17 protein-coding genes, 1 tRNA gene and 1 pseudogene are annotated in these 24,024 nt (G+C 48.8%); 11 read left to right on the top strand and 8 right to left on the bottom strand.

Going from position 1 to position 24,024, the window contains the following annotated elements:
* Nucleotides 1-100: 100 nt before the first annotated feature.
* Nucleotides 101-3,664: an NB-ARC domain-containing protein gene (locus S7335_RS13885; RefSeq protein ID WP_006453665.1), complete on the bottom strand. Its 3,564-nt coding sequence runs from the start codon at nt 3,662-3,664 to the stop codon at nt 101-103.
* Nucleotides 3,665-4,226: 562 nt separating this feature from the next.
* Here S7335_RS13885 and S7335_RS28445 point away from each other — a divergent pair.
* The 10 genes and pseudogenes from S7335_RS28445 to S7335_RS26845 form a co-directional block, all read left to right on the top strand.
* Nucleotides 4,227-7,145, top strand: coding sequence for a hypothetical protein (locus S7335_RS28445; protein WP_050765887.1), 2,919 nt, complete (start codon nt 4,227-4,229; stop codon nt 7,143-7,145).
* A gap of 81 nt (nt 7,146-7,226) precedes the next feature.
* Complete coding sequence (locus S7335_RS13875; RefSeq protein WP_006456573.1) at nt 7,227-7,478, top strand: Nif11-like leader peptide family natural product precursor; 252 nt, start codon at nt 7,227-7,229, stop codon at nt 7,476-7,478.
* 13 nt (nt 7,479-7,491) lie between these two features.
* Nucleotides 7,492-9,237 (top strand): methionine biosynthesis protein MetW, encoded by a 1,746-nt coding sequence (locus tag S7335_RS13870; RefSeq protein ID WP_006456544.1) that lies wholly within the window; start codon nt 7,492-7,494, stop codon nt 9,235-9,237.
* A gap of 242 nt (nt 9,238-9,479) precedes the next feature.
* A complete protein-coding gene (locus S7335_RS13865) occupies nt 9,480-11,456 on the top strand; it encodes a calcium-binding protein (protein WP_006457361.1) in 1,977 nt (658 codons plus the stop codon).
* Between the two features lie 562 nt (nt 11,457-12,018).
* Nucleotides 12,019-12,879: a hypothetical protein gene (locus tag S7335_RS13860; RefSeq protein WP_006455195.1), complete on the top strand. Its 861-nt coding sequence runs from the start codon at nt 12,019-12,021 to the stop codon at nt 12,877-12,879.
* A gap of 185 nt (nt 12,880-13,064) precedes the next feature.
* Complete coding sequence (locus S7335_RS13855; RefSeq protein WP_006455572.1) at nt 13,065-13,469, top strand: sulfotransferase; 405 nt, start codon at nt 13,065-13,067, stop codon at nt 13,467-13,469.
* Nucleotides 13,470-13,835: 366 nt separating this feature from the next.
* The gene (locus S7335_RS13850; protein WP_050765882.1) at nt 13,836-14,171 is read left to right on the top strand and encodes a hypothetical protein; all 336 of its coding nucleotides are present in this window, start codon (nt 13,836-13,838) and stop codon (nt 14,169-14,171) included.
* A gap of 437 nt (nt 14,172-14,608) precedes the next feature.
* Complete coding sequence (locus S7335_RS13845; RefSeq protein WP_006455360.1) at nt 14,609-15,841, top strand: imelysin family protein; 1,233 nt, start codon at nt 14,609-14,611, stop codon at nt 15,839-15,841.
* Nucleotides 15,842-15,918: 77 nt separating this feature from the next.
* Nucleotides 15,919-17,280 (top strand): di-heme oxidoredictase family protein, encoded by a 1,362-nt coding sequence (locus S7335_RS13840; RefSeq protein ID WP_157620235.1) that lies wholly within the window; start codon nt 15,919-15,921, stop codon nt 17,278-17,280.
* A 12-nt stretch (nt 17,281-17,292) separates the two neighbouring features.
* Nucleotides 17,293-17,403, top strand: a pseudogene (locus S7335_RS26845) (TMEM165/GDT1 family protein); the annotation flags it as partial.
* On the opposite strand, the gene S7335_RS26840 reads toward S7335_RS26845, so the two are convergent.
* From S7335_RS26840 to S7335_RS13825, 3 genes are all read right to left on the bottom strand, one after another.
* On the bottom strand, nt 17,385-17,567 hold the full coding sequence (locus tag S7335_RS26840; RefSeq protein ID WP_255346478.1) for an element excision factor XisH family protein: 183 nt from the start codon (nt 17,565-17,567) through the stop codon (nt 17,385-17,387). The pseudogene S7335_RS26845 and the gene S7335_RS26840 overlap by 19 nt on opposite strands.
* Before the next feature lie 88 nt (nt 17,568-17,655).
* Nucleotides 17,656-17,727, bottom strand: a tRNA-Gly gene (locus S7335_RS13830).
* A gap of 91 nt (nt 17,728-17,818) precedes the next feature.
* Complete coding sequence (locus S7335_RS13825) at nt 17,819-18,415, bottom strand: hypothetical protein (protein WP_006454840.1); 597 nt, start codon at nt 18,413-18,415, stop codon at nt 17,819-17,821.
* 184 nt (nt 18,416-18,599) lie between these two features.
* Between S7335_RS13825 and S7335_RS13820 the strand changes: the two genes are divergently transcribed.
* Nucleotides 18,600-19,256: a TVP38/TMEM64 family protein gene (locus tag S7335_RS13820; RefSeq protein WP_006456540.1), complete on the top strand. Its 657-nt coding sequence runs from the start codon at nt 18,600-18,602 to the stop codon at nt 19,254-19,256.
* An 81-nt stretch (nt 19,257-19,337) separates the two neighbouring features.
* Here the strand turns inward: S7335_RS13820 and S7335_RS13815 are convergent, their stop codons facing one another.
* The 4 genes from S7335_RS13815 to S7335_RS13800 all read right to left on the bottom strand — a co-directional run bounded on the left by S7335_RS13815 (nt 19,338) and on the right by S7335_RS13800 (nt 23,723).
* Nucleotides 19,338-19,649: a hypothetical protein gene (locus S7335_RS13815; RefSeq protein ID WP_006454696.1), complete on the bottom strand. Its 312-nt coding sequence runs from the start codon at nt 19,647-19,649 to the stop codon at nt 19,338-19,340.
* A gap of 289 nt (nt 19,650-19,938) precedes the next feature.
* Entirely contained in the window at nt 19,939-20,835 is an 897-nt protein-coding gene (locus tag S7335_RS13810; RefSeq protein ID WP_006453898.1) for an ABC transporter permease, read from the bottom strand.
* 77 nt (nt 20,836-20,912) lie between these two features.
* Entirely contained in the window at nt 20,913-21,917 is a 1,005-nt protein-coding gene (locus S7335_RS13805; RefSeq protein WP_006454277.1) for an ABC transporter permease, read from the bottom strand.
* A gap of 144 nt (nt 21,918-22,061) precedes the next feature.
* Entirely contained in the window at nt 22,062-23,723 is a 1,662-nt protein-coding gene (locus S7335_RS13800) for an ABC transporter substrate-binding protein (RefSeq protein ID WP_006455454.1), read from the bottom strand.
* Between the last annotated feature and the right edge of the window lie 301 nt (nt 23,724-24,024).

The raw sequence follows: 24,024 nt of genomic DNA, 5'->3' as shown, positions 1-24,024 counted from the left end.
GGCGTTGAAGATACAGCCTATCCCCAGCTCAAAAGCAATGGAGTAACCGTTTTGACATGGTCTAAGCCCCAGTAGCATGGGCATAGGCGCAGCATGTTGTCTATGCTCCAATCGCGCCCAAAACCTGTAATGTTGCTTTCTGAGCATCAGTTAGTCCGCTAGCTCCAGTAATATCCATGCCTTCGTAGGGGCGATCGCCCCTCAGCGTTTTGAAGCAATTGCCTGTTTTAACATCCCAAAGCTTTATCGTTTCATCTTCGCTGACACTGGCCAGATAATCTCCTTTTGGGCTGAAGGCCAGCGATCGCACCACATTGCCATGTCCCAGCAAAGTCTTTAGACACCTGCCATTATCGACATCCCATAGCTTCACAGTTTTATCAGCGCTACCACTCGCCAAGAGATTCCCTTGTGGGCTAAACGCGATCGACCAAATCCAATTTGTGTGCCCTTCCAATGTTCTAAGACAGTCTCCGCTCTGGGCATGCCAAAGACGTAGGGTTTTATCCGAACTCGCACTCGCTATTGTAGGCTCATCAGAACCATCAGTCTTAGAATTAACAGTCTTGGAGTCAACAGTCTTGGAACGATAGGCAACCGTCCAAACCATGCCGCTATGCCCTGACATTACCCGCAGGCACTGACCACTTTCTACATCCCAGAGCCGAACTTGCTTATCAGAAGAACCACTGACCAACGTTCGTCCATCCGGGCTAAAGGCCACCGATCTTACCTGACTGGGGTGTTTCAGAATCGCCAAACGGTGACCGTCTTGAATATCCCATAGGTGAATGCTGCCGTCATGCCCTCCACTTGCGAGGATCTGACGATTGGGACTAAATGCAACAGACCAAACGGTATTGGTGTGCCCTGGTAGTGTTCTCACACAGCGGTTGCGCTGGATATCCCAAATTTTCACAGTTCGGTCCGCGCTGCTACTCGCAATTAAGCGACTATCAGGATGAACAGCAACAGATAAAATCCAGTTTTTGTGACCTGTGAGCGTTTGTAGACACTGTTCTTGTTCTATGTCCCAAAGCTTAACAGTGTAATCATCGCTGCCACTCACGAGGGTTTGCCCATCGGGACTAAAGGTAATTGCCCGAATAGCGTTAGCATAGCCTGTCAACGACTTCAAACAGTGCCCCGTTTGGATGTTCCAAATTCTGACCGTTTGATCCTCACCGCCGCTGACGAGCAAACTGCCATCCGGACTGTAGACAATCGACCAAATCCAATTCCTATGACCAGAGAGAGTCTTTAGGCAACGACCAGTCTGCACATTCCAAATTTTTATCGTTTGATCACCACCGCCACTCACCAGCTCCTGACCGTTAGGGCGAAAGGTAACCGAGCGAACAGCATGGGTATGGCCTGTGAATGTTTTCAGGCACTGTCCGGTGTGAACATCCCACATTCTAACGGTTTCATCCGTACTGCCAGTGGCGAGCATCTCACCATCTGGACTAAACGCAATCGACCAAAAACTGTTTTTATCATCTACGGTTTGCAAGCATTCCCCGCTTTCTACATCCCAAATATTGACCCTTTGATCCCAGCCAGCGGATGCTATCAACTGACCATCCGGGCTAAAGGAGACTCCTTGAACGTAGTTCGTATGCCCCTTCAGCGTTTTAAGACAACAACACCTCTCCACATCCCAAAGTTTAACCATCTGATCGGAACTGCCGCTGGCAACTATCTTGCTATCAGGGCTAAACACAACGGATCTCACCCAATTCGTATGTCCTTTCAAGGTCAGCATGCAGCATCCAGTGTGAACATCCCAAATCTTCACGGTTTGGTCGGCACTGCCGCTGGCTAGCCACTGACCATCTGGACTAAACGCAATCGACCAGATCCAGGCATCGTGCCCTCGACAACAACCATATTCTTCGCCATTGGACATTTGCCAAAGTTGAATAACACCGCTGGTACCAGCGGCTGCAAACAGGCTTCCATCTGGACTTACGGCAACAGTATGAATACCACTAAAGGCATCATAAAAAGTTGTTTGTGAAAAGGTGGCCTGTGAAAAATTGGCTTTATGTAGGTTGAGGCCCTGTAGATAACCTTGCCAAATAGTGAGATTGGAGAAGTCATAGTTTGTCATGTCAATCTGTAGTTGGCGCATCAGATTGAGCACGTTGCCGCCCGCATAACCTGATTGTGAGGGCAGGCGTCCGCGTAAAGAGGTTAGGCACTGAATAAGCGACGCCGCAATAGCTTCGGCGCTACCAAGATGGATTAAAAGTTGGTTCGAAATCGGCTCTAGGATAAGATTGAGTTGTGTTTGTTGAACAACGTCATTTGCTGTTGTTTTAAGTAAGGCATGTTGGATTAGTCGTGCTGGTTTTTGATCTGTTATTTCAGCAACAATCTGTTCAATTAAACGTTCTGTGATGTACTCCATCACGACAGGTTGTTGGGTGTAGCGTCCAGATTGTAGCTCAATCAGCGATCGCCAGCCCAAGGATTCGAGGGCTTCGAGTAGGCTAGCTCGGGCAACTGGAGGCACCATATCGCTGGCCAGCGTTTGAATAGAGGTCCACTCACGGTTGATGGCTAACCAATACATGATGGTTTTCTCTAGGGCTGAGAGTCGCTCAAACTGTTGATCAAGGAGCCGTTGCGTGCCATTAAAGAGAAATATGCCCTCATCCAAAAAGGGAGCGATCTCACCGTTAAATAAGGAATGAATAGACCCAGCCACAATTTTTAATGCTAGTGGGCTACAGCCATAGCGTTCACAAAGTTGTTGTTTTTGCTGGAGGCTGCCCACTAAATCTTTGTTCTCAATAACACCTAAGGCGCTTGTGAGGGAACCGCGTAGTTGGAGCGATCGCACTGCTAGCTCCATCCCTTCAAATGTAGCAATTTCAGCCGGTTTCTCGCGACTAGTGATCAGTACACAGCTTTGGTGCGGCGATTCACCCACCATTCGAAACAGATCTCCATAGGGTTCATAGCCAACTCGATAGTGCCCGGCCCGATTGCCTGCCTGAAGAATGGTCTCGACATTATCTAATAATACCAGGCAGCGAGAGGCTTGTAGCCAATGCCTGAGACGATTCGGCGTCGCCTCCATATCCTGTTGTTCAGATAAAAATAGCACCAGATCCCGTAACAAGTCATCTAACGGGGGAGCGTTCCGTAGCGATCGCCAGATCACATAGTCGAACTCATTCTGAAGTTGCTGGGCCAACTTCACTGACAAGGCACTTTTTCCAATGCCCCCCATACCCAATATTCCTACTAGTCGACAGCGGTCAACCTGTATCCATTCTGTTAAAGTGGCTAGTTCTTCGCTGCGACCATGAAAAATAGAGACATCTGGGGCTTCGCCCCAATCAACTTGTACGTTGGCGATTTGTACATTGGCGATCGCATCCTTTGGGTCTGAAAGGAGATCATTGCCTGCTACGGCATCCGGAATAGCATAGTCTTCAGCCGTAGGCATCAGGCCAAAGGCTTCAAAGTAGGCTGCAATCGTCTGACGATCAACCGGTGCCTTGCCGGAGCGGACCTTCGTCAGGGTATTAATGCTCAGGCCAGTAATTTCAGTGAGCGCCTCTAATGTATAGGGTTGGCGATTGTTGTCTTTAGCAGCCTGCTGAGCTTCAGCTATTTGCAGTCGCCCCCATCCCTGGGCAGAAAGTCTCACTCCACGTCTACGTTTTCCTCTTCTCGACTTTTTTTCCATGGAGATTCAGATTAGATGCAGTACTCAAGAGTGCATGACAGTCTCGAGCAATCCAGCTTTAGGTCTCTTGCCACATGATAGGGCACTTAAGTTGTGATAAAGATTCAAACTTTAACTTGTGACCATAGCCTCCAATCAAGAAAAGGGGCTGAAAGTCTCATCCTGTCCATTTTCTGACGCACGATGCCAGCGCTAGCTTAAGTTGTGGCTTAACTTGTGAGCCTAAGCTGTGAACTTGACTGGTGCGCTCTAGTCAGCTACGGCAAGCTAAGACCGTGCCCGAAAAGATTATTTTCACGCACTCCCTAAGTCAGCCCTAACTTAGCGATTTCTAGTCTTTAAGCTAGCCTCTCGCTCGGTTTACTGGATCGCATAGAGCGGTCATCCGGAGCGGTCAACCGGAGCAACCAATTGCAGGCTTGCTTTAGATTTTCTAACGCTGACTATCTCTTAAAGACATCAATTGTCTCTTGAAGACATCAATTGATGTCCAACAACATTTTAATTTAGCAAGGCTATATCAATGACACAGCAATCAAAACGCAGACCTACCAGCTCTAGACCTAGACCTACCATCTTTAGACCTAGACCTACCAGCTCCAGACCCAAGCCTACCACCCGGCCTACCCCCCAGCGACCACCCATCGCAACCCCCATCGCCAGACCCATTGACATTAGCGAACCGCCCTCAGGCTCCCCACCAGCCGTTGATCTACCTTCCGAGGCTGAACAGATAACCACACGCTTAGAGGCTGAAACCTATAGGGAGATCGGCAGCACCCTTGGCAACGGCTACGAACAATCTCCTCCAGAGGATATTCCCGGTCAACCCCTGTCGCAGCTCGTGTCGTCCGGCGCGTTGCCACAGTATGATCTGATGCTGCGGCTGCAATCACAGATTAAAGAGGGATCTCTTACCCTAAATAAGTCAATGCTAGGGGACTACGGCATCATGGCCGATCTGGTTAGCTCGATCTTGGATGTTCTTACCCCTATCCGCAATCCCAAAATTGAATTTGTTCAAGGGTCTCCAGGCATCGTCGGCATTCCGGGTATGGAGGTTTCAGAAGATCCCTCGACAAACGACAATTTAGCAACGCCCGAAGACCATGCCTTAAAGATTTCAGGAGACGTAACGCTCTTTGGCTCAGAGGCCGCAAAACTAGAATATGCTGACTTCTTTCACTACAAGGGGAGACCCCACTGCGTCTTTAAATATATTCTCTCTAAAGAGTTGGGAATTGGGACGTTTTTGCCAGGCGTGCCCCTACTTCAGGGCCTAAAACTCTCTGGGCCAACTTTGATTGCAGCGACAGCCAGTACCCTATACGATCCGAGTCTCGACTCAGGAATTAACGAAGGATTCAACTTCTTCGGCAATCTGAAAATTGCTGAATCGGATGATCCTGGCATTCGCTTTATTGGTGATTTGCTCAAAGTGCGAGAGCTCGCGTTACATGCGGCAGTAGATACCGCGGGTGCAACACCTGAATATTTACTAGAAGGTGCGATTCAGCGAGATATCACGCTCGTAGATGGTGCCAATTTTAAGCTGCGCTTTACTCGCTCGGATGTGGGTATCTCCGTGAAAGGAAAGCCACCAGAACCTGCTATTTCCATGTCTAATGACTTGGTGGTTACGCTCAAAGAGAAAGGAGAAGACACTCACCTAGTCTTTACTGGCGGCGTGAAGGTTGAGCTGGAATCTATCACAGGCTCATTTACCATGAATGGGACAGGTCGCAGTCCGCAAGGTGATCTCTCTGGATCTATTCAGAACACAGGAGAGTGGAAAGACCCCTTCGGGATTCCTGGCATCACGATTCGACAATTTGCACTGCAGGTTGGGTTTACCTATTTGTTTCCCTTTGTGGACAACGTAGGCATTCATGCCAACATGAAAATTGGCGACGTGGATGGTCAAATTTCTATCCTGGTAGATACCAACGATCCGGATCAGTTCGTGCTGGCAGGGGCAACCGAGCAGATTACGATGATCCAGATTATGACTGCCATGACCCCGGCTACGTTTATTGCGTATCAGGCACTGCCAGGCAACCTCCGGCGGGCAATGAACAAAGCGCTGGATGTGGCCCTAGAAGATGTCAAGCTCAGCATTGTGCCCAGTGCAACCTCAATTGGGGGCGTCCATTTTCGAGATGAAGGCGTCACCATTGCAGGCAAACTAGCGGTCTTTGGCTGGCAGGCGAGCATGTATCTAAACGTGGATACCTTTGATGGCATCACGGCTGCTGCAGACATGGACCCACTCAACATTGCAAATGTGTTGAAGATAACGGGCGCGCAAGGAGAGGCCGCGCCGAAGATGCGTTTGCGGATTTCACCCACTGAAACGCCCGACCTCTATATTTCTTCGAAAATTGAGTTTCTGGGCCTCAGTCAAGAACTGTTCGTAGACGTGGGCGAAGACGGGATGTTGTTCATCCTCAATCGCAGGTTAGGTAAGTTGCTCTCTACAAACTTACGCTTCTCGTACGGCGATGGCGACTTTGAAGCTCTCGGTAGCATTGACTTTAACCTGAATTTGAGCCTGAACACATTGCTCGGTGAGATTACCCTCATAGATGTTGGCTTTAATGCTAGTGCCACCTTCCGGTCAGGCGAGTCGGCAGGGTTCTACGCCTCCATTGAAGGAGACTTCCGGCTCTATGGGAAGACGGTTACTTTCCCGACCCTGACCTTAGAGGCTGCGCCTAAAGACTTTGATGCCGTGTACAACCATGTCGTTGATCAAATTAAAGGTAATGCCCTAGACCTTTTGGGTGGTGTCTTTGAGACGCTCGAAGAGTGGGCTAATGCCGTCAAAGACGGGCTGGTTGACTTTGGTGGAGAAGTGGCAGTGGTTGCTCATGATGTTTACAAGGCATCAAAAGAAGCGGCTGCCAAGGCCTATAGAACCCTTGGTAAGGGTGCGACGGCAGCCGCGAATGGTCTTGCTGCTGCATATGACCTTTCCGCTGAAGGCGTGGCCCAGGTACTCGAGGGTGCCAACTATGCGGCAGAGGAAGTGGCAGAGGCGATGGAAAATGCCTTTAATCTCACCGTGGAGGCGGCAGCCGAGGTCTTGGAAGCCGCGGGCTATGCTGCGGAGGAAGTGGGTGATGCCCTCAAGAGTGCCTACGATGCCTCAGCAAGGGTAGCCGCCGAGGCCCTGAATCATGCGGGCTATGCTGCAGAGGAAGTGGGTGATGCCCTCAAGAGTGCCTACAATGCCTCCGCTGACGTTGCCGCCGATGCCTTGAAATATGCCGGATACGGCGTGGGAGAAGTCGGTGATTTTCTCCAGGACACCTATGGCCTAGCCGGGGATGGTCTGAAGACTGTTTTGCGGGGCGCTGGCTATGCAGCAAAGGAAGTTGAGAAGTTCTTGAAGGATGTTGGACAATTTTTCGAGGACAACTTGAATCCGACAAAGTGGTAGACAAAAAAGAACAGAGTACTCTCTAAGAGATTCTCTCCTAGAGAGTACTTGAAAGAAACCAAAAAACTAAGGAGAACGATCATGTCAGTATCAAATGTTCATAGCTTTGTAGAGAAACTGAAAGACTCAGCGTTTCGGGCGCAGGTTGCTCCAGATCTGTTGTTTGTAAAAGAAGGAGACTGGACGGCGGTTAGCCAACTAGCGGCCCAACATGGGTTTGAGTTTACTGAAGATGAATTAAAGTCCCAAATGAAGATCTACTGGGGATTTTTCAAAGGTGCAGGCCAAAACCCTGAGTTAGGCTGGAGTGATTCTACGCTATCGGAGGCTTGAGGTTAAAATGATGATGTTGTCCTCCGCTACGATGCCAGCTTCTCCTAAGAATCTGTCTTTGGCGAAGCTGTCTTTGGATAGTTTGCTGGCACAAATAGGCATATTCCTGAAAGCTTGTCCAAAGGTGACTTTGGAATGGTCGCTGAGAGTTGGAGCGGGGACAATGTCTGATGGCGATCGCATGACCTGTTGGGTAGAGAAAAGCGAAGAAGCGGAAAGTCAGGAGTCGCTAGAGAGCTTTGCCAGCGTTGCCCAATTGCTGAAAGCGATCGCAGCCCCACCTTCTGTTCAAACCATACAGGAAACGCAATCACCCATCTCCGTGAGACAGGGCATCAGCGTTGCTCTAACAGATCATGGGACAGAGCATGGAATTGAGTGGCGTCTCTATTTACATACTCGCGAGCCAAACGCCACAGACCGTTACCGATCATGGCGATGGCGATCTGTAGCGTCTGGCTCAGACTCGGGCTCAGACTCTGAGCAGACAGCCGTGCAGACGGATCACTATGGGTTTTATTTTTTGCCCGCAACCCCCACCGGAGAGACCCCTGTAGAGTTAGTGCATCCGCTCTTTGTGGATGCGGTGCAGCAATTAGTACAACACGAACGGCTACGAAGCATGTCGGGATTCTGGCTACGCCACCGGGGTGATCAGGTACTACAGGTGGATTTAATTTATCCCTGGTATCCTCGGGTGTCTGAGTTTGATTCGACATTGCGATCGCTTGTCACTGCTATAGGTGGATCAGACGCTTGGATAGCAACATACGCAGACTATCCGCTTCGGCATATTGCCTTTAACGGAAAAGACCGAGGGCCAGGGTTTACGCTCTATTTTTCAGCGCCTATGGATATAGGTTCCAACATGGGTTGGCCCCATACATTGCAAACACTAAAAGAGCGAGTATGCACTCACAGTCAAAAAATACAGCAGCATATGGAACAGACCTTATTCTCTAGGCTACCAGCTAGAACAACAGGGTTGGCTAAAACAACAGATCCTCGGATATCGGTAGGGAAATTTTACGATACACAGCACATCGATCTATGGCGTCAGGTGTTAGGTCACAAGATGCATTATCACTTTGGCCTTTTTGAGGATTGCCAACAGTTGCCCCACGAGGATGATGCTATTGATGCAGCATTTAATCGGGCAGTGAGCGAGCTGTATCCTTTTATCCCTAGAGGTAGCCGCGTTTATGACATTGGCTGTGGTTGGGGTGGTCCCGCCCTGCAGCTGCAGGTAGAACGAGGCTGCCAAGTGGAGGGCATCACTATCAGCAAAACACAAGCACAGTACTGCACAGCACAAGGGCTACAGGTGCGTCATGAGAACGTAGAAGAGACATTGCCGCCAGGATATTTTGACTGCATGATTATGATGGAGTCCCTCTGCCACATCCAGAATAAGCTGCGTTTATTGAAGAGCCTACGGCTGTTTGGCAAGAAATTAGTCATTCGAGCACATTGTCAGGATCGTCACCCTACAAGTCGAAACTTTGGGGGGACGATGCTAATGAACAGTTCACCGCAGCTGCGCTCTTTGGTAGAGCAGGCAGGGTGGAATATTGTCCATTGGCAAAATCGTCGCCTGGAATCAATGCCGTCAGTCTTAGTCTGGCAGCGACGGCTACGGTCAATCCCCCCGAGCGATGATCGACATTTGGAGACATTACGAGATTTTTGTAATCGGGTCGTGACCCATTGGGATAAATGGGGTGAGTCTAATCCATTGATTGAGCTGGTAGCTGAGTAATGAACAGAAGTCAGCCATAAGTCAACCTTTCGTAGCCTATAACGTAGCCTCTCAGACTGTGTAATAGAAACAAGCAAACGCGGCAAGCGAGCGTTCTGCGGTTACTCAGTCGTAACACAAATCAACGCTTTCTCTCACTAAAACGCTTCGTATAAACCGTCCTGATTTTTCGTCAGGATTGTTAGCATGCGTCGTTTTTCGAGAGTGTTTTCAGTCCTCTAAAAACTAAAGGAAATCCAAAAATGAACAGCTTTCTAACGCTTCTGGTAAACGAAATTGTAGGTAGCCTGTTTAAAGACGCCCCTACAATCGACGATCTCGGTGACATCTTTATTGGTGGCAACGGAGATGATAATCTTCAAGGTGGCGATAGAGACGATATCTTCCTGACGAGCGGCGGTGACGATACTGTCTTAGGTGGCGATGGCACCGATGTCGTTTTTGCCGGCAATGGCAACGATATTGTGATTGGTCAAACTGGCGATGATGTCGCCTTTTTAGGGAGTGGTGATGACCGCTTTATTTGGAACAACGGTGACGGTAGTGACTTCATCAAAGGTGGCGCAGGCTTTGACATTACCGAAGTGAACGGTGCCGACGGTGCTGGCGATGAGTTTGACTTGCGCGCAGTTGACGGTCAGGCCATTTTTAATCGACTCAATCTAGGACTTTTCACCCTGACTAACGAAAAGATTGAGCAGTTTGAGATTAATGGCCAAGGCGGTGATGACTCACTGACAGTGGGCGACCTCAGCGGCAGCGGGGTTAAAAAAGTTGTCTTCTCAGGCGGCAAAGGCAACGATGTATTAGACGCCAGAGAAAGTTCTACCACTCTCAAGGCTTTTGGGGGGAAAGGCGACGATTTGTTGCAGGGTGGCTCTGCCGAAGATACGTTTCTTGCAGGTGGTGGTGATGACCTCGTTGTAGGTCAACGGGGGGATGATACTGCTTACCTACAAGGTGGTGATGACCGCTTTATTTGGAATAACGGTGACGGCAGTGACTTCATTAACGGTGGTAGAGGCTTTGACATTACCGAAGTGAATGGTGCCGACGGTGCTGGCGATGAGTTTGACTTGCGTCAAGTTGGCAGACAAACCATTTTTAATCGACTCAATCTGAGGCTATTTACCCTAACCAACAATAAGATTGAACAGTTTGAGATTAATGGCCAAGGCGGTGATGACTCACTAACAGTGGACGATCTCAGCAGCAAGGTTCAAAAAGTTATCTTCTCGGGCGGCGACGGCAATGATGTGTTAGACGCCAGAGAAAGCTCGACCACCCTTGAGGCTTTTGGGGGTGAAGGTGACGATCTGTTGCAGGGCGGCTCTGCCGAAGATACGTTTTTCGCAGGCGGCGGTGATGACATCGTTGTGGGTCAACGGGGGGATGATACCGCCTACTTAGAAGACGGTGATGACCGCTTTATCTGGAATAACGGTGACGGTAGTGACTTCATCAACGGTGGCGCAGACTTTGATGTTACCCAAGTTAACGGTGCTGACGTTGCTGGCGATGAGTTTGACTTGCGCGCAGTTGACGGTCAGGCTATTTTCAATCGATTCAATCTGGGGCTATTTACCTTAACTAACGAAGAGGTTGAGCAGTTTGAAATTAATGGCCAAGGCGGTGATGACTCATTTACAGTGGGTGACCTCACTGGCGGCGGGGTTCAATCCGTTCTCTTCTCAGGCGGCGACGGCAATGATTTTCTGAATGGTAGTGGTACGGCCACACCGATTACTGCTGATGGGGGTGCTGGTGACGACATTCTTATCGGCGGTGACGGTGACGATATTCTTATCGGCGGCGACGGTGCTGACTTGTTGATTGGTGCTGGCGGTAATGACATTCTTATTGGCGGTGGTGGTTCCGATTTGTTTGGCTTTGATACCGGCGCGGCCTTTAATGCAGCAGATATTGGGACAAATATGATCCAAAACTTCGAGAGCACTGACAGCATTGTGCTCGATGCCACGATCTTTACCGCGTTGACCAGCAAAATTGGCGGGGGGTTATCCGCCAGTGAGTTCGCCGTTGTCGATAGCGTAGAAGCCGCTGCCGTAAGCGATGCCCTAATTGTTTATGGCGCAAATACGGGTCACTTGTATTACAACTCGAACGGTGCTGACGCAGAATTTGGCGGCGGTGCTCAGTTTGCCACTATCGAAGGCGCGCCCACACTGGATGCTAATAGCTTTGTTGTTCAGGCATAAACAAACTGGCTTAAGTGGTGACTTAACTAGTAAGCCTAAATTGTGAACTTGACTGGTGCAATCTAGTTAACTACGGCAAGCGAACACCTTGCGTCGAGCAAGAAGATACTTCAAAAGAGGGACAGCTCTCTGGCCACCTCTCCAGCAAATGCATTAGTACAACAAAGAAGTGACCAGAGAGTCCGCTTTATCTCTCGAAGACATCAACTTATTTCCAACAACGTTGGCTATCAGAGGCGATCGCAACAACTTAGTCCTAAGTTAAATCCAAGTTAACTCTTCTTGGATCTGAACGGAGGCAGCTGAGGTTTCTGATGATTCAAAAACTGTCAGTTTTAGCTAACACTTGCAGCACAAAATAGACCGTCATTGGGTCTTGCACCCACTAGCACAGGTTTGTCCGATTGAAATATATTCGTCGTGAAGGCCAACATCTTATGGAAAACCCCATTATTTATCCCGATTTCTTCCCTTTTGAGCGCTAACTTGTCAAGCATAGAAGGCCTGATTGAGGCGACGCTATAGGGCCTAACAAAAACATAAATCAAGGAGGCTACTTACGATGTCTTGGTTAAAACTAACCGAAAAAAGTCTTTACCTAATGGAAGGTGGGAAATACCTGAAAAAGGTAGACTTACGAGACCATAACGGTGAACAAGCTTTAGATATTCCGTTTGATTGGTTTAAAGGGCAAGGTGATAATGTACCAATGGTCGTTTCAATCACTCATAATGCTACTGCAACAGAGCCTGCTCCGAAGTCAAAAGCGGTCTCGCCCCGATTTTCCGGTAAGGACTTAGCTAGCCGAATTCTCTCCTACATGGACAGTAAGGGGTATACGATTTTTGAAGGTTTGCGCAAATACAACATTGTATATATAGAGGGTATGAACCCTAATGGTAGCCTCAACAGTGATTCGGATAACGTGTTTAACGATATTCGTCTAGTAATTGAGATGATCGATGGGCACCCCAAAATTGTCGGTGGTCCTTGGCTAGCAAGCACAGAACCTGGTAGTTACTATGTGAAATACCCCATGAATTCTAAGGGTGCTGCTCGCATCCAGTTTAGTCAATATACTGCTTGGCAAGTGGGGATACATGGCAATAGTGAGCCTCACGAGGCTTTAGTCCAGACAGGTGGAGTCGTGACTGTCCATCGTGATTTCGATAAAAATGGCATCCGGACCGGCGACAAGCTAGATACAGGTTACTTTGGGATTAACCAACACAGTGGTTATGACAATCCAGTCAGTCATGTGGGGAAAGCCTCGGCAGGTTGTTTGATAGCACGCTCTCGGGCTGATCACAGGCAATTTATGGCCCTAATTAAGCAAGACTTGCGTTATCAGAAGGATAAAAAGTTCATTTTTACATCAACAATTATTCCTGGGGACGACTTAGTAAAACAGATTCCTGCCTGATAAAGGATAAAAAGTTAAGTGCTACCCAATGATTGACCATCCCTAAGTTGTAACTTGACTTGTGAGCCTAAGCTGTGAGCTTGAGTGTTCAGTAGCGACATCTTTCTCGATGTGAAGTCTCAAAAAGTTTATTTCGCTTTCCTAGGAAGCAACAAGCAGAAAGAAAGAAATAGGAAATAACAAACATGACTGCAATGAGCAATCCAACACCTAAGCTCTCACAAATACGTCGCAATCTAGGTTATCAGATCGGCATGCTTGGATTTCCCCGGCTGCGCAACCTTCTGCGAGTCGCCCACTATACGGTTGGGATTCACCCCAAGTATCTGTTGCGTTTGCTATGGATGATAACGTCTAGCTTCGTGAGCTGGCCACTGCGGCTCGCTGAAAAACTCTTCTACGGCCGTAAGATCGCTCAGACTCAGATAAAGCACTCACCTATTTTTATGATTGGCCACTGGCGTAGCGGCACGACCTATCTGCACAATCTCATGACCCAAGCTCCTCGCTTTGGATACTTCTCAATGTATCAAGCTATTGCGCCCGATTGCTCTCTGATTGGTCACCAGTGGCTGCGGCAACTCCAATAACACTATGCAGAATGTTATTCTTCAGGCCTTTAACTAGTGTTACAGCGACATCATCGAAAATCTGGAGACCATTCGCTCAGCGGGTTATGGCGCTATTTTGATTCCGCTTCCGCTCTACTCTGATCCTAACAAAGATTCAGTGGTGGCAGCGCTATCAGCTCAAAGATTATCGGGTTTTACTTTCTCACTTCGGTGGGAAACGAGAGTTAGAGAAACTGATTGCAACTTGCCGTGCAGACATACGCAAACTGCGGTGTATACAGGTTTGTGCTAGCGAGTACTGCAACCGCAGCAAGTATCGGCGGTGCTACTGGCGCGATTATCCTCAGCGCTTAGGGTGGGCCAAAGTAGCGTACGAAAGGACTATTGATTGGGTTTATCGGTGCAGGGCTCAGTAAATTCGTGTTTGGTTTGGGGCGATCGCCTCTTATCTGGCTACCGGCCCAATTCTGTTCATCCTTCAATTTTTCCCTACTAGGCAGTTCTGAAACTGAGCTCTGGATGGAAGCCACAAAACCAGACATTCAAGGCCGCGTGTTTGCCGCCAATGATCTCATCATGCAAATTGTGAGCGCCCTGGCAGCTTTACTAGCATACCCCTTAGCTGATCGAGTTTTAGAACCGATGACGGCATCATCTCCGCAGCCGCTTGGCTATATGTTGACATGGGTGCGGGTGCGGACAGTTCAGTGCTGTATGTGAGCTGTGCGATTGCGATGCTGCTTGTAGGTGTTGTCAGTCGCTCGCTGTACAAGCGAGCAGTAGGAAAGAAAGGTATGAACGCAAAAAGGCATGCTAGACGGAAGCACTTCACTGCAGCTTGAATTGCAAAGCAGCGTTACAAGTTGGACAAAAAGTTTTATTTCTTGATAAGAATTCTTATCAATAGCAGCGTGATTACTATGCTCTAATGAGCTTGGCTCTATTTTGCTTCTAGCAGATTTGTTTCTGTAAGCCTAATCTCTGGCCAAGGACGAACCCCAGAGAGAAATGAGCTTATGAGCTGTTAGAGCCTTTCTGTTTTGCAGAGCTTATGCTGCTAAGATTTAATTCTCGCTAGCAAAGACAGTCACAACAGAGCGTATCTCAGCTACATGATTGCCCCATTATCTCTGTTGATAACCATTCTCTGATTGATTATGCCTCTTCAATCGCGCTTCCCTCATTTCGGTATTGCACTTATTGTCTCTGCATCCCTGGCTGTAGCAGTTTCTCCATCTGTAAAGGCAGTGACGCCTACCGTCGCCCCTACCGTCGCCCCTGCCGCCGACCCTCTGCTTGCTCAAGCGGGTGACCTCACGCCTTACATCGAGAGCTACGCAGAATTGGTCTACCGCACTTACAGGAGCTCTAAGGCCGATGCTGTGATGATGCAAAGGGCGATCGCCACATTCCTAGACAATCCCAACGTCGACACTCACCAAGCTGCCAAAGCCGCTTGGACAGAAGCTCGCCAAAGTTACCTACAAACCGAAGCTTTCCGTTTCTATGAAGGGCCTATCGACTTTATCGATCTCGAAACGGGCGAAGAAGGCCCAGAAGGTCGCATCAATGCTTGGCCCATGAACGAAGCTTTTATTGACTATGTGCAGGGCAAGGCAGATAGCGGTGTGATCAACGACCCAAGCTTTGAGATTTCTACCGCTAACGTCCTAGAAAACGATCAGGTCTCTGACGAAGCCGACGTCACCACCGGCTGGCATGCCATCGAATTTTTACTTTGGGGTCAAGATTTCAATGCTGACGGCCCTGGGCAGCGCAGCTATGAAGACTTTGTCGCAGGCAAAGGCAATAACGATCGCCGCCGCGAATACCTCAACCTGGTCACTGATCAGCTAATTGAAGATTTAACCTTTCTCGAAACGGAGTGGCAGCCGGGTAGTGATAACTACCGGGCCGAATTTGTCGCTCAAGATCCCCAAGAGACGTTAGGGAAGGTTTTAACATCCTTAGCTACTTTGAGCGCCTTTGAAATGGCTTCGGAACGGATGGCTGTTTCTCTAGATAGCGGCGATCAAGAAGATGAGCATTCCTGCTTTAGCGATACCACTTACCAGGACTTTGTGTTTAACGCGGCTGGCATTCGCAATGTCTACTTCGCTGACTATGGCGATTATCAGGGCATCGGTCTTGATGAGCTGCTAGCGAGCGTCGCTCCCGAGCTAAATCAACAGATGATCGCAGCCTTAGATCAAACTCAGACGACTATCGCTCAAATCTCTACACCTTTCGACCAAGTGCTGGTCTCCCCCCCTGGCAGCGAGGAGCGTGCTGTAGTGGAATCAGCGATAGTCGCTTTAGAAGATCAAGCTGAGCTGATTGTAGAGGTTGGCTCTGCGCTCGGTGTAGAAGCGGAGATTCTGGCTGAGTAATGAGGAGAAGACACCTGTGGCAATGGGGCTTGGCGCTATTTACGATTTGCGTTGTTATTATTTTTCCCTTGCTTAGCATGGCGGAAGATGGTCTAGATCCCCGGTTAGAAGCTCAGATTTTAGAAAACCGGACAGAACTCTCCGCTGGTGAATATGCCACTAGCTTCAAGTTCACCAGAACAGCGTTTGCACAGCCCATTCCAAATCTGGATCGACGGCGGCGGCGGGTGTTTTCCTTTGGCGATCGCCTATTTAATACCCAGTGGGTACAAGCGCCGGGGTCTGTCGCCAGTTTGGATGGCCTCGGTCCATTGTTTAACCGCAATTCTTGCGCGGGTTGCCACATTCGCGATGGTCGAGGCAGGCCCCCGATTGCGGGCGAAACGCGCATGCTCTCTAAGCTCATTCGGCTGAGTATTCCGGGTGAGAATGCGCAAGGGGGTCCCCTACCGCACCCCGTTTACGGCGCTCAGCTACAAGAGCAAGGCATTTTAGGCGTGAGCGCCGAGGGAAAAACTCAAATCACTTGGACGCAAGAGACGGGTCAGTTTACCGATGGCACGGACTTTTCACTACGCAAACCGAGCTATAAGTTCACCGAGTTGGGCTATGGCCCCTTGGGAGACGATGTGCTGTTTTCTCCGCGGGTTTCGCCTGCTGTCTTCGGATTGGGACTCTTAGAAAACATTCCAGAAGCAGATATTGTGCAACAAGCTGATCCCGAAGATCTAGATGGAGATGGCATTTCTGGGCGACCCAACTATGTTTGGAGTGAAGAATCTCAAACTAAAATGCTCGGTCGCTTGGGCTGGAAGGCCAATGAACCCACACTAAAACAACAGATTGCCGGTGCCTTTAATGGAGATATTGGTCTCACGACGCCGCTATTCGAGAACAATAGCTGTAGTGAGTCACAAGCAGACTGTCAAGAAGCAGCAACCCTTGGCGACCCGCCAGATGTGAGCGGCGAATTTCTCGATAAAATCACCACTTACCTCAGTTTGCTGGCTGTCCCGGCTCGGCGCAATGTCGAGGGTGCCCTAGAGCAACAAGGTGAACGCTTGTTTTACCAAGGGCAGTGTGCGAGCTGCCACTTGCCTCAGCAGTTGACTGGCAACAGTTCTGTTCATGAGGAACACAACAACCAAACCATTCACGCTTACACCGATCTGTTGCTTCACGATATGGGCCCGGCGCTGAGTGATATGCGCCCTGACTTTGAAGCGAGCGGGCAAGAGTGGCGTACGCCACCACTGTGGGGCATTGGCTTGGTCGAAACTACGAATAACCACACCTTTTATCTGCACGATGGCCGGGCCCGCAACCTTTTGGAAGCTATCCTCTGGCATGATGGTGAAGCTCACGAGGCAAAAGAATTTGTACGTCAGCTCGACGAGGATGATCGCGACGCGCTAGTAGCTTTTGTGGCTTCGCTCTAGCGTAATTTGGCGATGCTTATTGCTTTCACGGCCAGTTTATTACTCATCACCGTTTCAGAACTCGGTGATAAAACCTTCTTTATTGCCGCTATTCTGGCAATACGTCATCCCCGCCGTTGGGTAACAGAATCAATGACAATCAAATTTGATGGTAGCTCGCTAATGACAAGCTCTCCAATAGGCTCGCTCAAAATTTGCCCATAGTCCAAATCACTAACTGCCAGGTAGAGACGGTGATCTAGGTCAACTTGATCGAGCAGTAGACGATAGAGCATATACCGACCGATTGCCTGCTCGAAGGATACAGTCGCCGACTGGCCGCGAAATTCCTTAATCTCTACAGCAATCGTCTAAGCAAATAAAGGGCTTTGAAAAAGCGGGTAACGCGATTCGAACGCGCGACATTTTGCTTGGGAAGCAAACGCTCTACCACTGAGCTATACCCGCATGAGGTCTATTGTGGCGCTTATACAGAACACTGTCCATGCTAGCGCTATGAAGCTTTACATCTTAAAAACGAAGCAACTAGAAATGAAAATTATTCGTCTTCCTCAGTGTCCTCTTGAATGTAAAAAGAGCGAGCCATGGTTTCGCCCTCTTTCTTGACGGCGACATCTGCACCCGGAAATTCGTAGATACCACGTTCGCCACTATCAATATGTAAGAGTACCCATAGCTTTTCCTCTGGGTAGGGCGCTTCCCAAAGATCGACAATGATGTTCTCACTGTCGCCAGAATCCACGCGAGCCTGCCCAAGACTATCAGGAAGCTCTATGTCGCCGGCTTCGTTACTTTTGTGAATAGAAACCCAACCATCCCTTGCAGTGGCGACTTCTTCAACGACGATCTGGCCCGCTGTGGGCTGATCTTTAATCACAAGCTTGACGTTCTTTTGATCAACACCTTCTTCATCTTCAGTCGGCTGAGCATCTTTTGCCGTGTCTTCGTCTGCTGTGTCTTTATCTGCTGTGTCTTCGGTCGTTGCGTTCTCAGCGGCTGCGTCTTCGGTCGTTGCGTTCTCAGCGGCTGCGTCCTCGCTAGGTTCAACTGAGGATTCTATCTGACTCGGTCCGTCAGCAGCCGAGCAGCCTGCTAAAACGAGGATCACGGCGAAGAGGTTAAGAAAACGAGTCATGACTCAGCAAAAAAATCAAAAGTGGTTGTTCGTTCAAATCATTATTATGCGAAATTCTAGGTTACATGACTAGAGCTACCCAAGTAGAGCACTCGAAAATTACGATTTATCAGAGGAAGTGTGTGCCAAGCGCTCGGATGTTTATGCTTGGTTTTAAATCTGAGCCAAGATCAGGAGGTAGAGATTGAACAAGCGGATAGGAAGAATTCTCCAGTTTGTAGCGATCGCACTACTAGTCGTGATGGCGGTCGTGCTAATCAATCAGTACGGCATGGCAACGCTACGAGCCCAGGTTGAACGGATGGGCGTTTGGGCACCAGTAGGCTTGTTCGTACTGCGATTTAGCAGCGTCGTCATTCCAGCGCTGCCTGGAACGGCCTACTCAATTGCGGCAGGTGGACTGTTGGGCTTTCAGCAAGGATTATTTGTGGTTTGTCTGTCTGACCTACTTTCTTGTTCGCTAAGCTTTTGGCTGTCTCGTCGCTATGGGCGATCGCTAGTGAGTCGTTTAGTTGGCAAACGGTTCATGGACAGGGTCGATAGACTAAGTCAGCGACATCTAGAACAAAACTTCTTCTTGATGACAGCTTTTCTGATGTCGGGCTTTTTTGACTTTGTAGCGTATGGGGTAGGCTTAGCTAAGGCACCCTGGAAAAAGTTTTTCCCGGCCCTAGTACTCAGTATCGCTATCTCGAACCCACCTATCGTAGCGGTAGGTGCGAGCGCTTTAGAAGGCGGAAAGATTCTGTTGTTTCTTGCTCTTTTGGGTGTGTTTGGGCTAGCGCTGATTGCTGGATGGGTAAGGCGACATGAAAAACCTGTTGAGATTGAACAGCGGTAAGCCATCCCAAGAAGCCTTGCTAGAATGGGGATCAAACATCTGAAGTTCTGCGATCCTTACCGAGACTCGCTAATTAACAAGCTATTCGACTGGTATAGACAATTCAATAATCTCAACTCCTCTACTGTCCTCATAGCGGTCTGATTCTAAATTAACAAAATCGATATCTGTTCTAGGACGAGGTGCACTAAGTAGCTCGGCATCCACTTCTCTGCCTTCAAAATCAAGTGGATCTAGCTTAATAACTGCATCATCGCTTTCACTAAGCGTATAGCTGTAGTTGCTTTCAATATCTTCCAAGGTTTCTTCTTCAACGGCTTGACTAGGCATAGCAGAGAGCCCTATTCCCACACAAAACAAAGCCAGCGTAATCAATACTTTGAACAGTCTCATATAGGCTCCAACTTGGCTTAGATGTCAAATAGATGCAACCTTATAATAGCTTCTGTAAACAGGATAGAGCCTACTAGTAAAGTCACTATTTGTTAATAATTGAACACTTCATTGCACACTCTAAAATGGCAGCCCTTTTCCAAAGTTGTGACTCTTGCATTATTCAGCTGAAACTGTATGGTGATAGTTGAGTGCGCCTTTTCAATCAGCATTCATATCACGATAGACCAATCGTAAAGTAAAGGAAGCCGTATTCTCTCAATTTGTATGGTCTAGTTGGCTCTAATCTCTAGTGACTACCTTTGGGATCAAGCGCGTCTCTAAGTCCATCACCTAGCAGGTTAAAAGCTAGCACAGTCAAGGTGATGAACAATCCTGGGAACACAATCGTCCAAGGGGCCGAAAGCGAATATCCTCCCTTAAACGCATCTGAAAGCATGGTGCCTAGCTCAGGAGTGGGAGGCTGCGCACCCAATCCCAAAAAGCCCAGTCCGGCTGCCTCAAGTGTAGCCGTACCAATCGCAAGGGTGGCTTGAACGACCAGAGGGGCCAAGCTAGCAGGTAAGATATGTAGAAAGACAATTCGCGGGGGTTTAGCGCCAAAAGCACGAACGGTTTGAACAAACTCCTGCTCACGCAAAGACAACACCATGCTGCGAGTAAGTCGAATAAACTTGGGGATTTGAACAATACCAACGGCCACCATAACGCTGATGACGCTAGGGCCAGTGACGGTGACCACGGCGATCGCTAGCAAGATAGACGGAAACGCCAGCATTACATCGGTCACCCAGCCAACGACCGTTTCTATCCAACCCCTAAAGTAGCCAGCAGCTAGCCCTAAACCCACACCAATCAACAAACCAATAAGAACCGAAACAAGACCAATCACAAGTGAGGTTCTAAGCCCGTACCAAACCAGCGTCAAAATATCTCGACCTAGCCCATCTGCGCCAAACCAGTGCGCCATACTCGGACCTTGTAACCTAGCAGCGTAATCTCTAGCAGAAGCCGCATCGTAAGGGTTAAGCACAGGTGCCAAAAGCGCTGCCAAGACAATGAACACGGTAATTCCCAACCCAATCAACCCAGAGGTCGATTCGAGAAATCTTTGCACCGCCCGGTTCCGAAGAAGTTTGGATCGACGTTTTGTTACCGTGGGCGCAGGAGGAGGAGCGATCGCCATAAGAACACACAAAAAGGGAATGAAGTCACAAAAAACAAAGTCAAGCGCTTATGTCGAGCGGACTTACTTAGGTGGGCCTACTTATACTGAATACGAGGGTCTAATAGCGCGTAGGAGAGATCAACTAGTAAGTTAATCAACACAAACACAAACGCTACAAAAACAACGCCGCCTTGCACAACCGGGTAGTCCCTTTGCAAAATACCGCCATAGATCCAGCTACCAATACCTGGCCAAGAGAAAATTGTTTCTGTTAAGATAGCGCCGCCTAGCAGTGTCCCAAACTCTAAGCCAACGATGGTAACGACTGGTAGCATGGCATTCTTCAAAGCATGTTTGCCAATGACAATCAATTCCTTCAGTCCCTTGGAGCGAGCGGTGCGAATGTAGTCTTGCGACAGCACCTCTAGCATGGCACTCCGAGTAATTCGAGCAATAATGGCTAAAGGAATGGTGCTTAGAGTAATAGCCGGTAGCACTAGGTGAGCCAACACATCCCCTAGTGCTTTGAAATCACCTTGAATAATTGAATCAAAGATAAAAAAGCCAGTAACAGGTCGAAAGACAGTGCTGATGTCAGTGCGGCCGCTAGGGGGCAGCCATTGCAAGTTTACTGCAAACAGATAAACCAGCAGCAAACCTAGCCAGTAGACCGGCATTGACACGCCTAACAAAGAGCCAGTCATGGTCAAATTATCAATCCAACTGTTCTTTTTAACAGCCGCAAGTACACCTGCTGGGATGCCGACTAGCAGAGCAATTAGCATAGCGATAACAGATAGCTCAAACGTAGCAGGCCAGCGCAAACGAATTTCTTCGGCAATGGGCACCCCGGTAAAGATGCTGTTGCCTAGATCAAAGGTCAGTAGATTCCCTAAAAACGACAGATATTGAAGTGGTAACGGTTCGTTTAGACCCATACGCTCTCGCAGCTTTTCAACTGCCTCCGGCGTAGCGCGATCGCCCAGCATAGTCACCGCCGGATCGCCTGGAATGAGATGCAAGAAGATAAATACGAGCAGTGAGATGCCTAGTAAGACCGGCACTAATTGGAGCAATCGTCTAAGAATATATCTGCCCATGATGATCTCTAAAGAGTGACTTGCAAGCTAGAAGTTGATTGGTCTTTAGGTGGCCTTTGACTGGCTCCTGACCGGTCTTAATTCTCGACTGTGTGCTTTTCGTGTGATAGCAGAATGTTCTATTCACAAGAGTGAGATGAGTGTTTACCCTTTCTCAACTGCGACAAATGGCTCAGAGCTAAACGGACTAGGTTCCCAACCATCAACCTCGGCGCGTTTGGCCAACAGAGGCTGGGAATGTACAATCGGAATTCTCAGGGCTTCTTCAAAGATGAGCGCATCTGCTTGCTGGTATAGCGCTTCTCTTTCAGCTGGATCGCTGTTTATCCGTGCCTGTTCGAGCAGATCGAACAGCTCAGGGTTCTGATAGTCGCCTAAATCTTGAGTTGCGCCAGGACCAAAGTGAGCATAGAGGAAGTTATCTGGATCGCCGTAATCACCTGTCCAGCCCAGCATGAATGATTGGAAGCCAGGGGCTACGTTGCGATCAGCTAGGTACGCACCCCAGTCTTTGGTCTGCAAGTTGACATTGATCCCAATCTGGCTTAGCTCAGCGGCAAAAGCCTCGGCAATCGGCTTGGGATTTGGGAAATAGGGACGGCTGACAGGCATATACCACATGTCTAGATCGAAGCCATCAGGATAGCCCGCTTCAGCGATCGCCTCTTGTGCCGCTTCTATGCTGTATTCGTAGTCATCTATACTGCTATCTCTATAGTCTTCTAGTGAAGGCGGAACAAAGTGGCCATCAGTTTCGCCTAGCTCGCCCCAGAAGGCATCAACAATGGCAGGCTTATTAATAGCCTGAGCGATCGCCTGCCGCACTTCCTTGGTCGCTAGCGGTTCATAGCTAGGATTCAACGCTAGATAGCCGACATTAAACGAAGGACGATAGACCGCTTCTAGGTTTGGATCTGACTCAATCTCAGTTAGCTGATCGGGCGTAAGATCCACCGTGAAATCTAGCGTCCCGGCTCGTAGCTGAGCCAGTCTAGCTGCTGGATCTTCAACAAAACTGAAGACGAGCTGGTCGACTTTAGGCATCCCATCTTCCCAATAGTCTTCGAACTTGGTAAGCGTGACGCGATCACCGCTGATCCAAGAATCAAACACAAATGGTCCAGTACCTACGGCCGCACCAGACGGGGTGCCGTAGTCAGTACCAGCCTGCACTGCTGTCGGGCTAGCGATACCAAAATAACCTGACGAAATCGCAGCTGGAAAGGCGGCGAATGGTTCAGCGATCTCAAACTCAACCGTTAGCTCATCAACTGCTCTCACATCGACTAGCGTCGAAGCTTCATCACCTTTAAACCCGCCGAATAAGTCCGTCCAAATCTCATATAGAGCGCCTGCATCACGGTAGCCAAACTCAAATTCTGGATCCCACCAGCGATTGACATTAAAGACAACGGCCTCTGCGTTGAAGTCCGTACCATCGTGAAACTTTACGCCTTCTCGCAGATTAAACGTCCAGGTTCTCCCATCCTCAGACGCGCTCCATTCGGTCGCTAGCTCCGGTGCTAGCTCTGTGCTGCCTGGCTCATTACCAATCAAATAGTTGTAAATTTGCTGCTGAACATAAATTGAATTGCCGTCGGTAATATCTCCGGGTGTGAGATTAACGGGTTGGCCAACCGAGCCGAACACAAGCGCCCCCGTAGGAGCCTCTATGCCATCACCGTCAGCCGTTGATGGATCTTCAGAAGCGCCCCCACAATTAGCTAGAACAACTGCCAGCGTCAGCGCCATCACCGCTAGAAGGACTCGTCGCAGTCGCTGCCTGAAGAAAAAGTGTAGACGCATAGCTTCTGAACTCCCAATATTGTTTCTACAGGGTTCTATCCCTGAAGGCCTAGTTAGAGAGGATTATAGGAACCTACGCGAAAATTTCTAGATAAAATGCGTAAATCGATACATTTGGAACATTTATGCCGTTCAACTCAGAATAAAGATCTATCTATTCTCGATATAGAGATGACAATGTGTGAAAACAAATGTGTAGGAATATATGTGCCAGAGATATGCAACAAAACATATTGCCAAAAAGGCTCATGAAAGGCTTATGTCAGGGCATGTGAACAAAAAGAGGCAGAGAAATAAACAA

The organism is Synechococcus sp. PCC 7335, assembly GCF_000155595.1.
Lineage (GTDB): Bacteria > Cyanobacteriota > Cyanobacteriia > Phormidesmidales > Phormidesmidaceae > Phormidesmis.
Note: the sequence above shows the minus strand (reverse complement) of the source record. Positions and strands in the feature narration are given on the sequence as shown.

Coding starts and splice junctions, on each gene's coding strand:
- S7335_RS13875 (WP_006456573.1), top strand. CDS start 7,227: ATGTCAGTATCAAATGTTCATAGCTTTGTAGAGAAACTGAAAGACTCA.
- S7335_RS13810 (WP_006453898.1), bottom strand. CDS start 20,835: ATGGCGATCGCTCCTCCTCCTGCGCCCACGGTAACAAAACGTCGATCC.
- S7335_RS13870 (WP_006456544.1), top strand. CDS start 7,492: ATGTTGTCCTCCGCTACGATGCCAGCTTCTCCTAAGAATCTGTCTTTG.
- S7335_RS13800 (WP_006455454.1), bottom strand. CDS start 23,723: ATGCGTCTACACTTTTTCTTCAGGCAGCGACTGCGACGAGTCCTTCTA.
- S7335_RS13825 (WP_006454840.1), bottom strand. CDS start 18,415: ATGACTCGTTTTCTTAACCTCTTCGCCGTGATCCTCGTTTTAGCAGGC.
- S7335_RS13840 (WP_157620235.1), top strand. CDS start 15,919: ATGGCGGAAGATGGTCTAGATCCCCGGTTAGAAGCTCAGATTTTAGAA.
- S7335_RS13815 (WP_006454696.1), bottom strand. CDS start 19,649: ATGAGACTGTTCAAAGTATTGATTACGCTGGCTTTGTTTTGTGTGGGA.
- S7335_RS13805 (WP_006454277.1), bottom strand. CDS start 21,917: ATGGGCAGATATATTCTTAGACGATTGCTCCAATTAGTGCCGGTCTTA.
- S7335_RS13855 (WP_006455572.1), top strand. CDS start 13,065: ATGACTGCAATGAGCAATCCAACACCTAAGCTCTCACAAATACGTCGC.
- S7335_RS13845 (WP_006455360.1), top strand. CDS start 14,609: ATGCCTCTTCAATCGCGCTTCCCTCATTTCGGTATTGCACTTATTGTC.
- S7335_RS28445 (WP_050765887.1), top strand. CDS start 4,227: ATGACACAGCAATCAAAACGCAGACCTACCAGCTCTAGACCTAGACCT.
- S7335_RS13860 (WP_006455195.1), top strand. CDS start 12,019: ATGTCTTGGTTAAAACTAACCGAAAAAAGTCTTTACCTAATGGAAGGT.
- S7335_RS13865 (WP_006457361.1), top strand. CDS start 9,480: ATGAACAGCTTTCTAACGCTTCTGGTAAACGAAATTGTAGGTAGCCTG.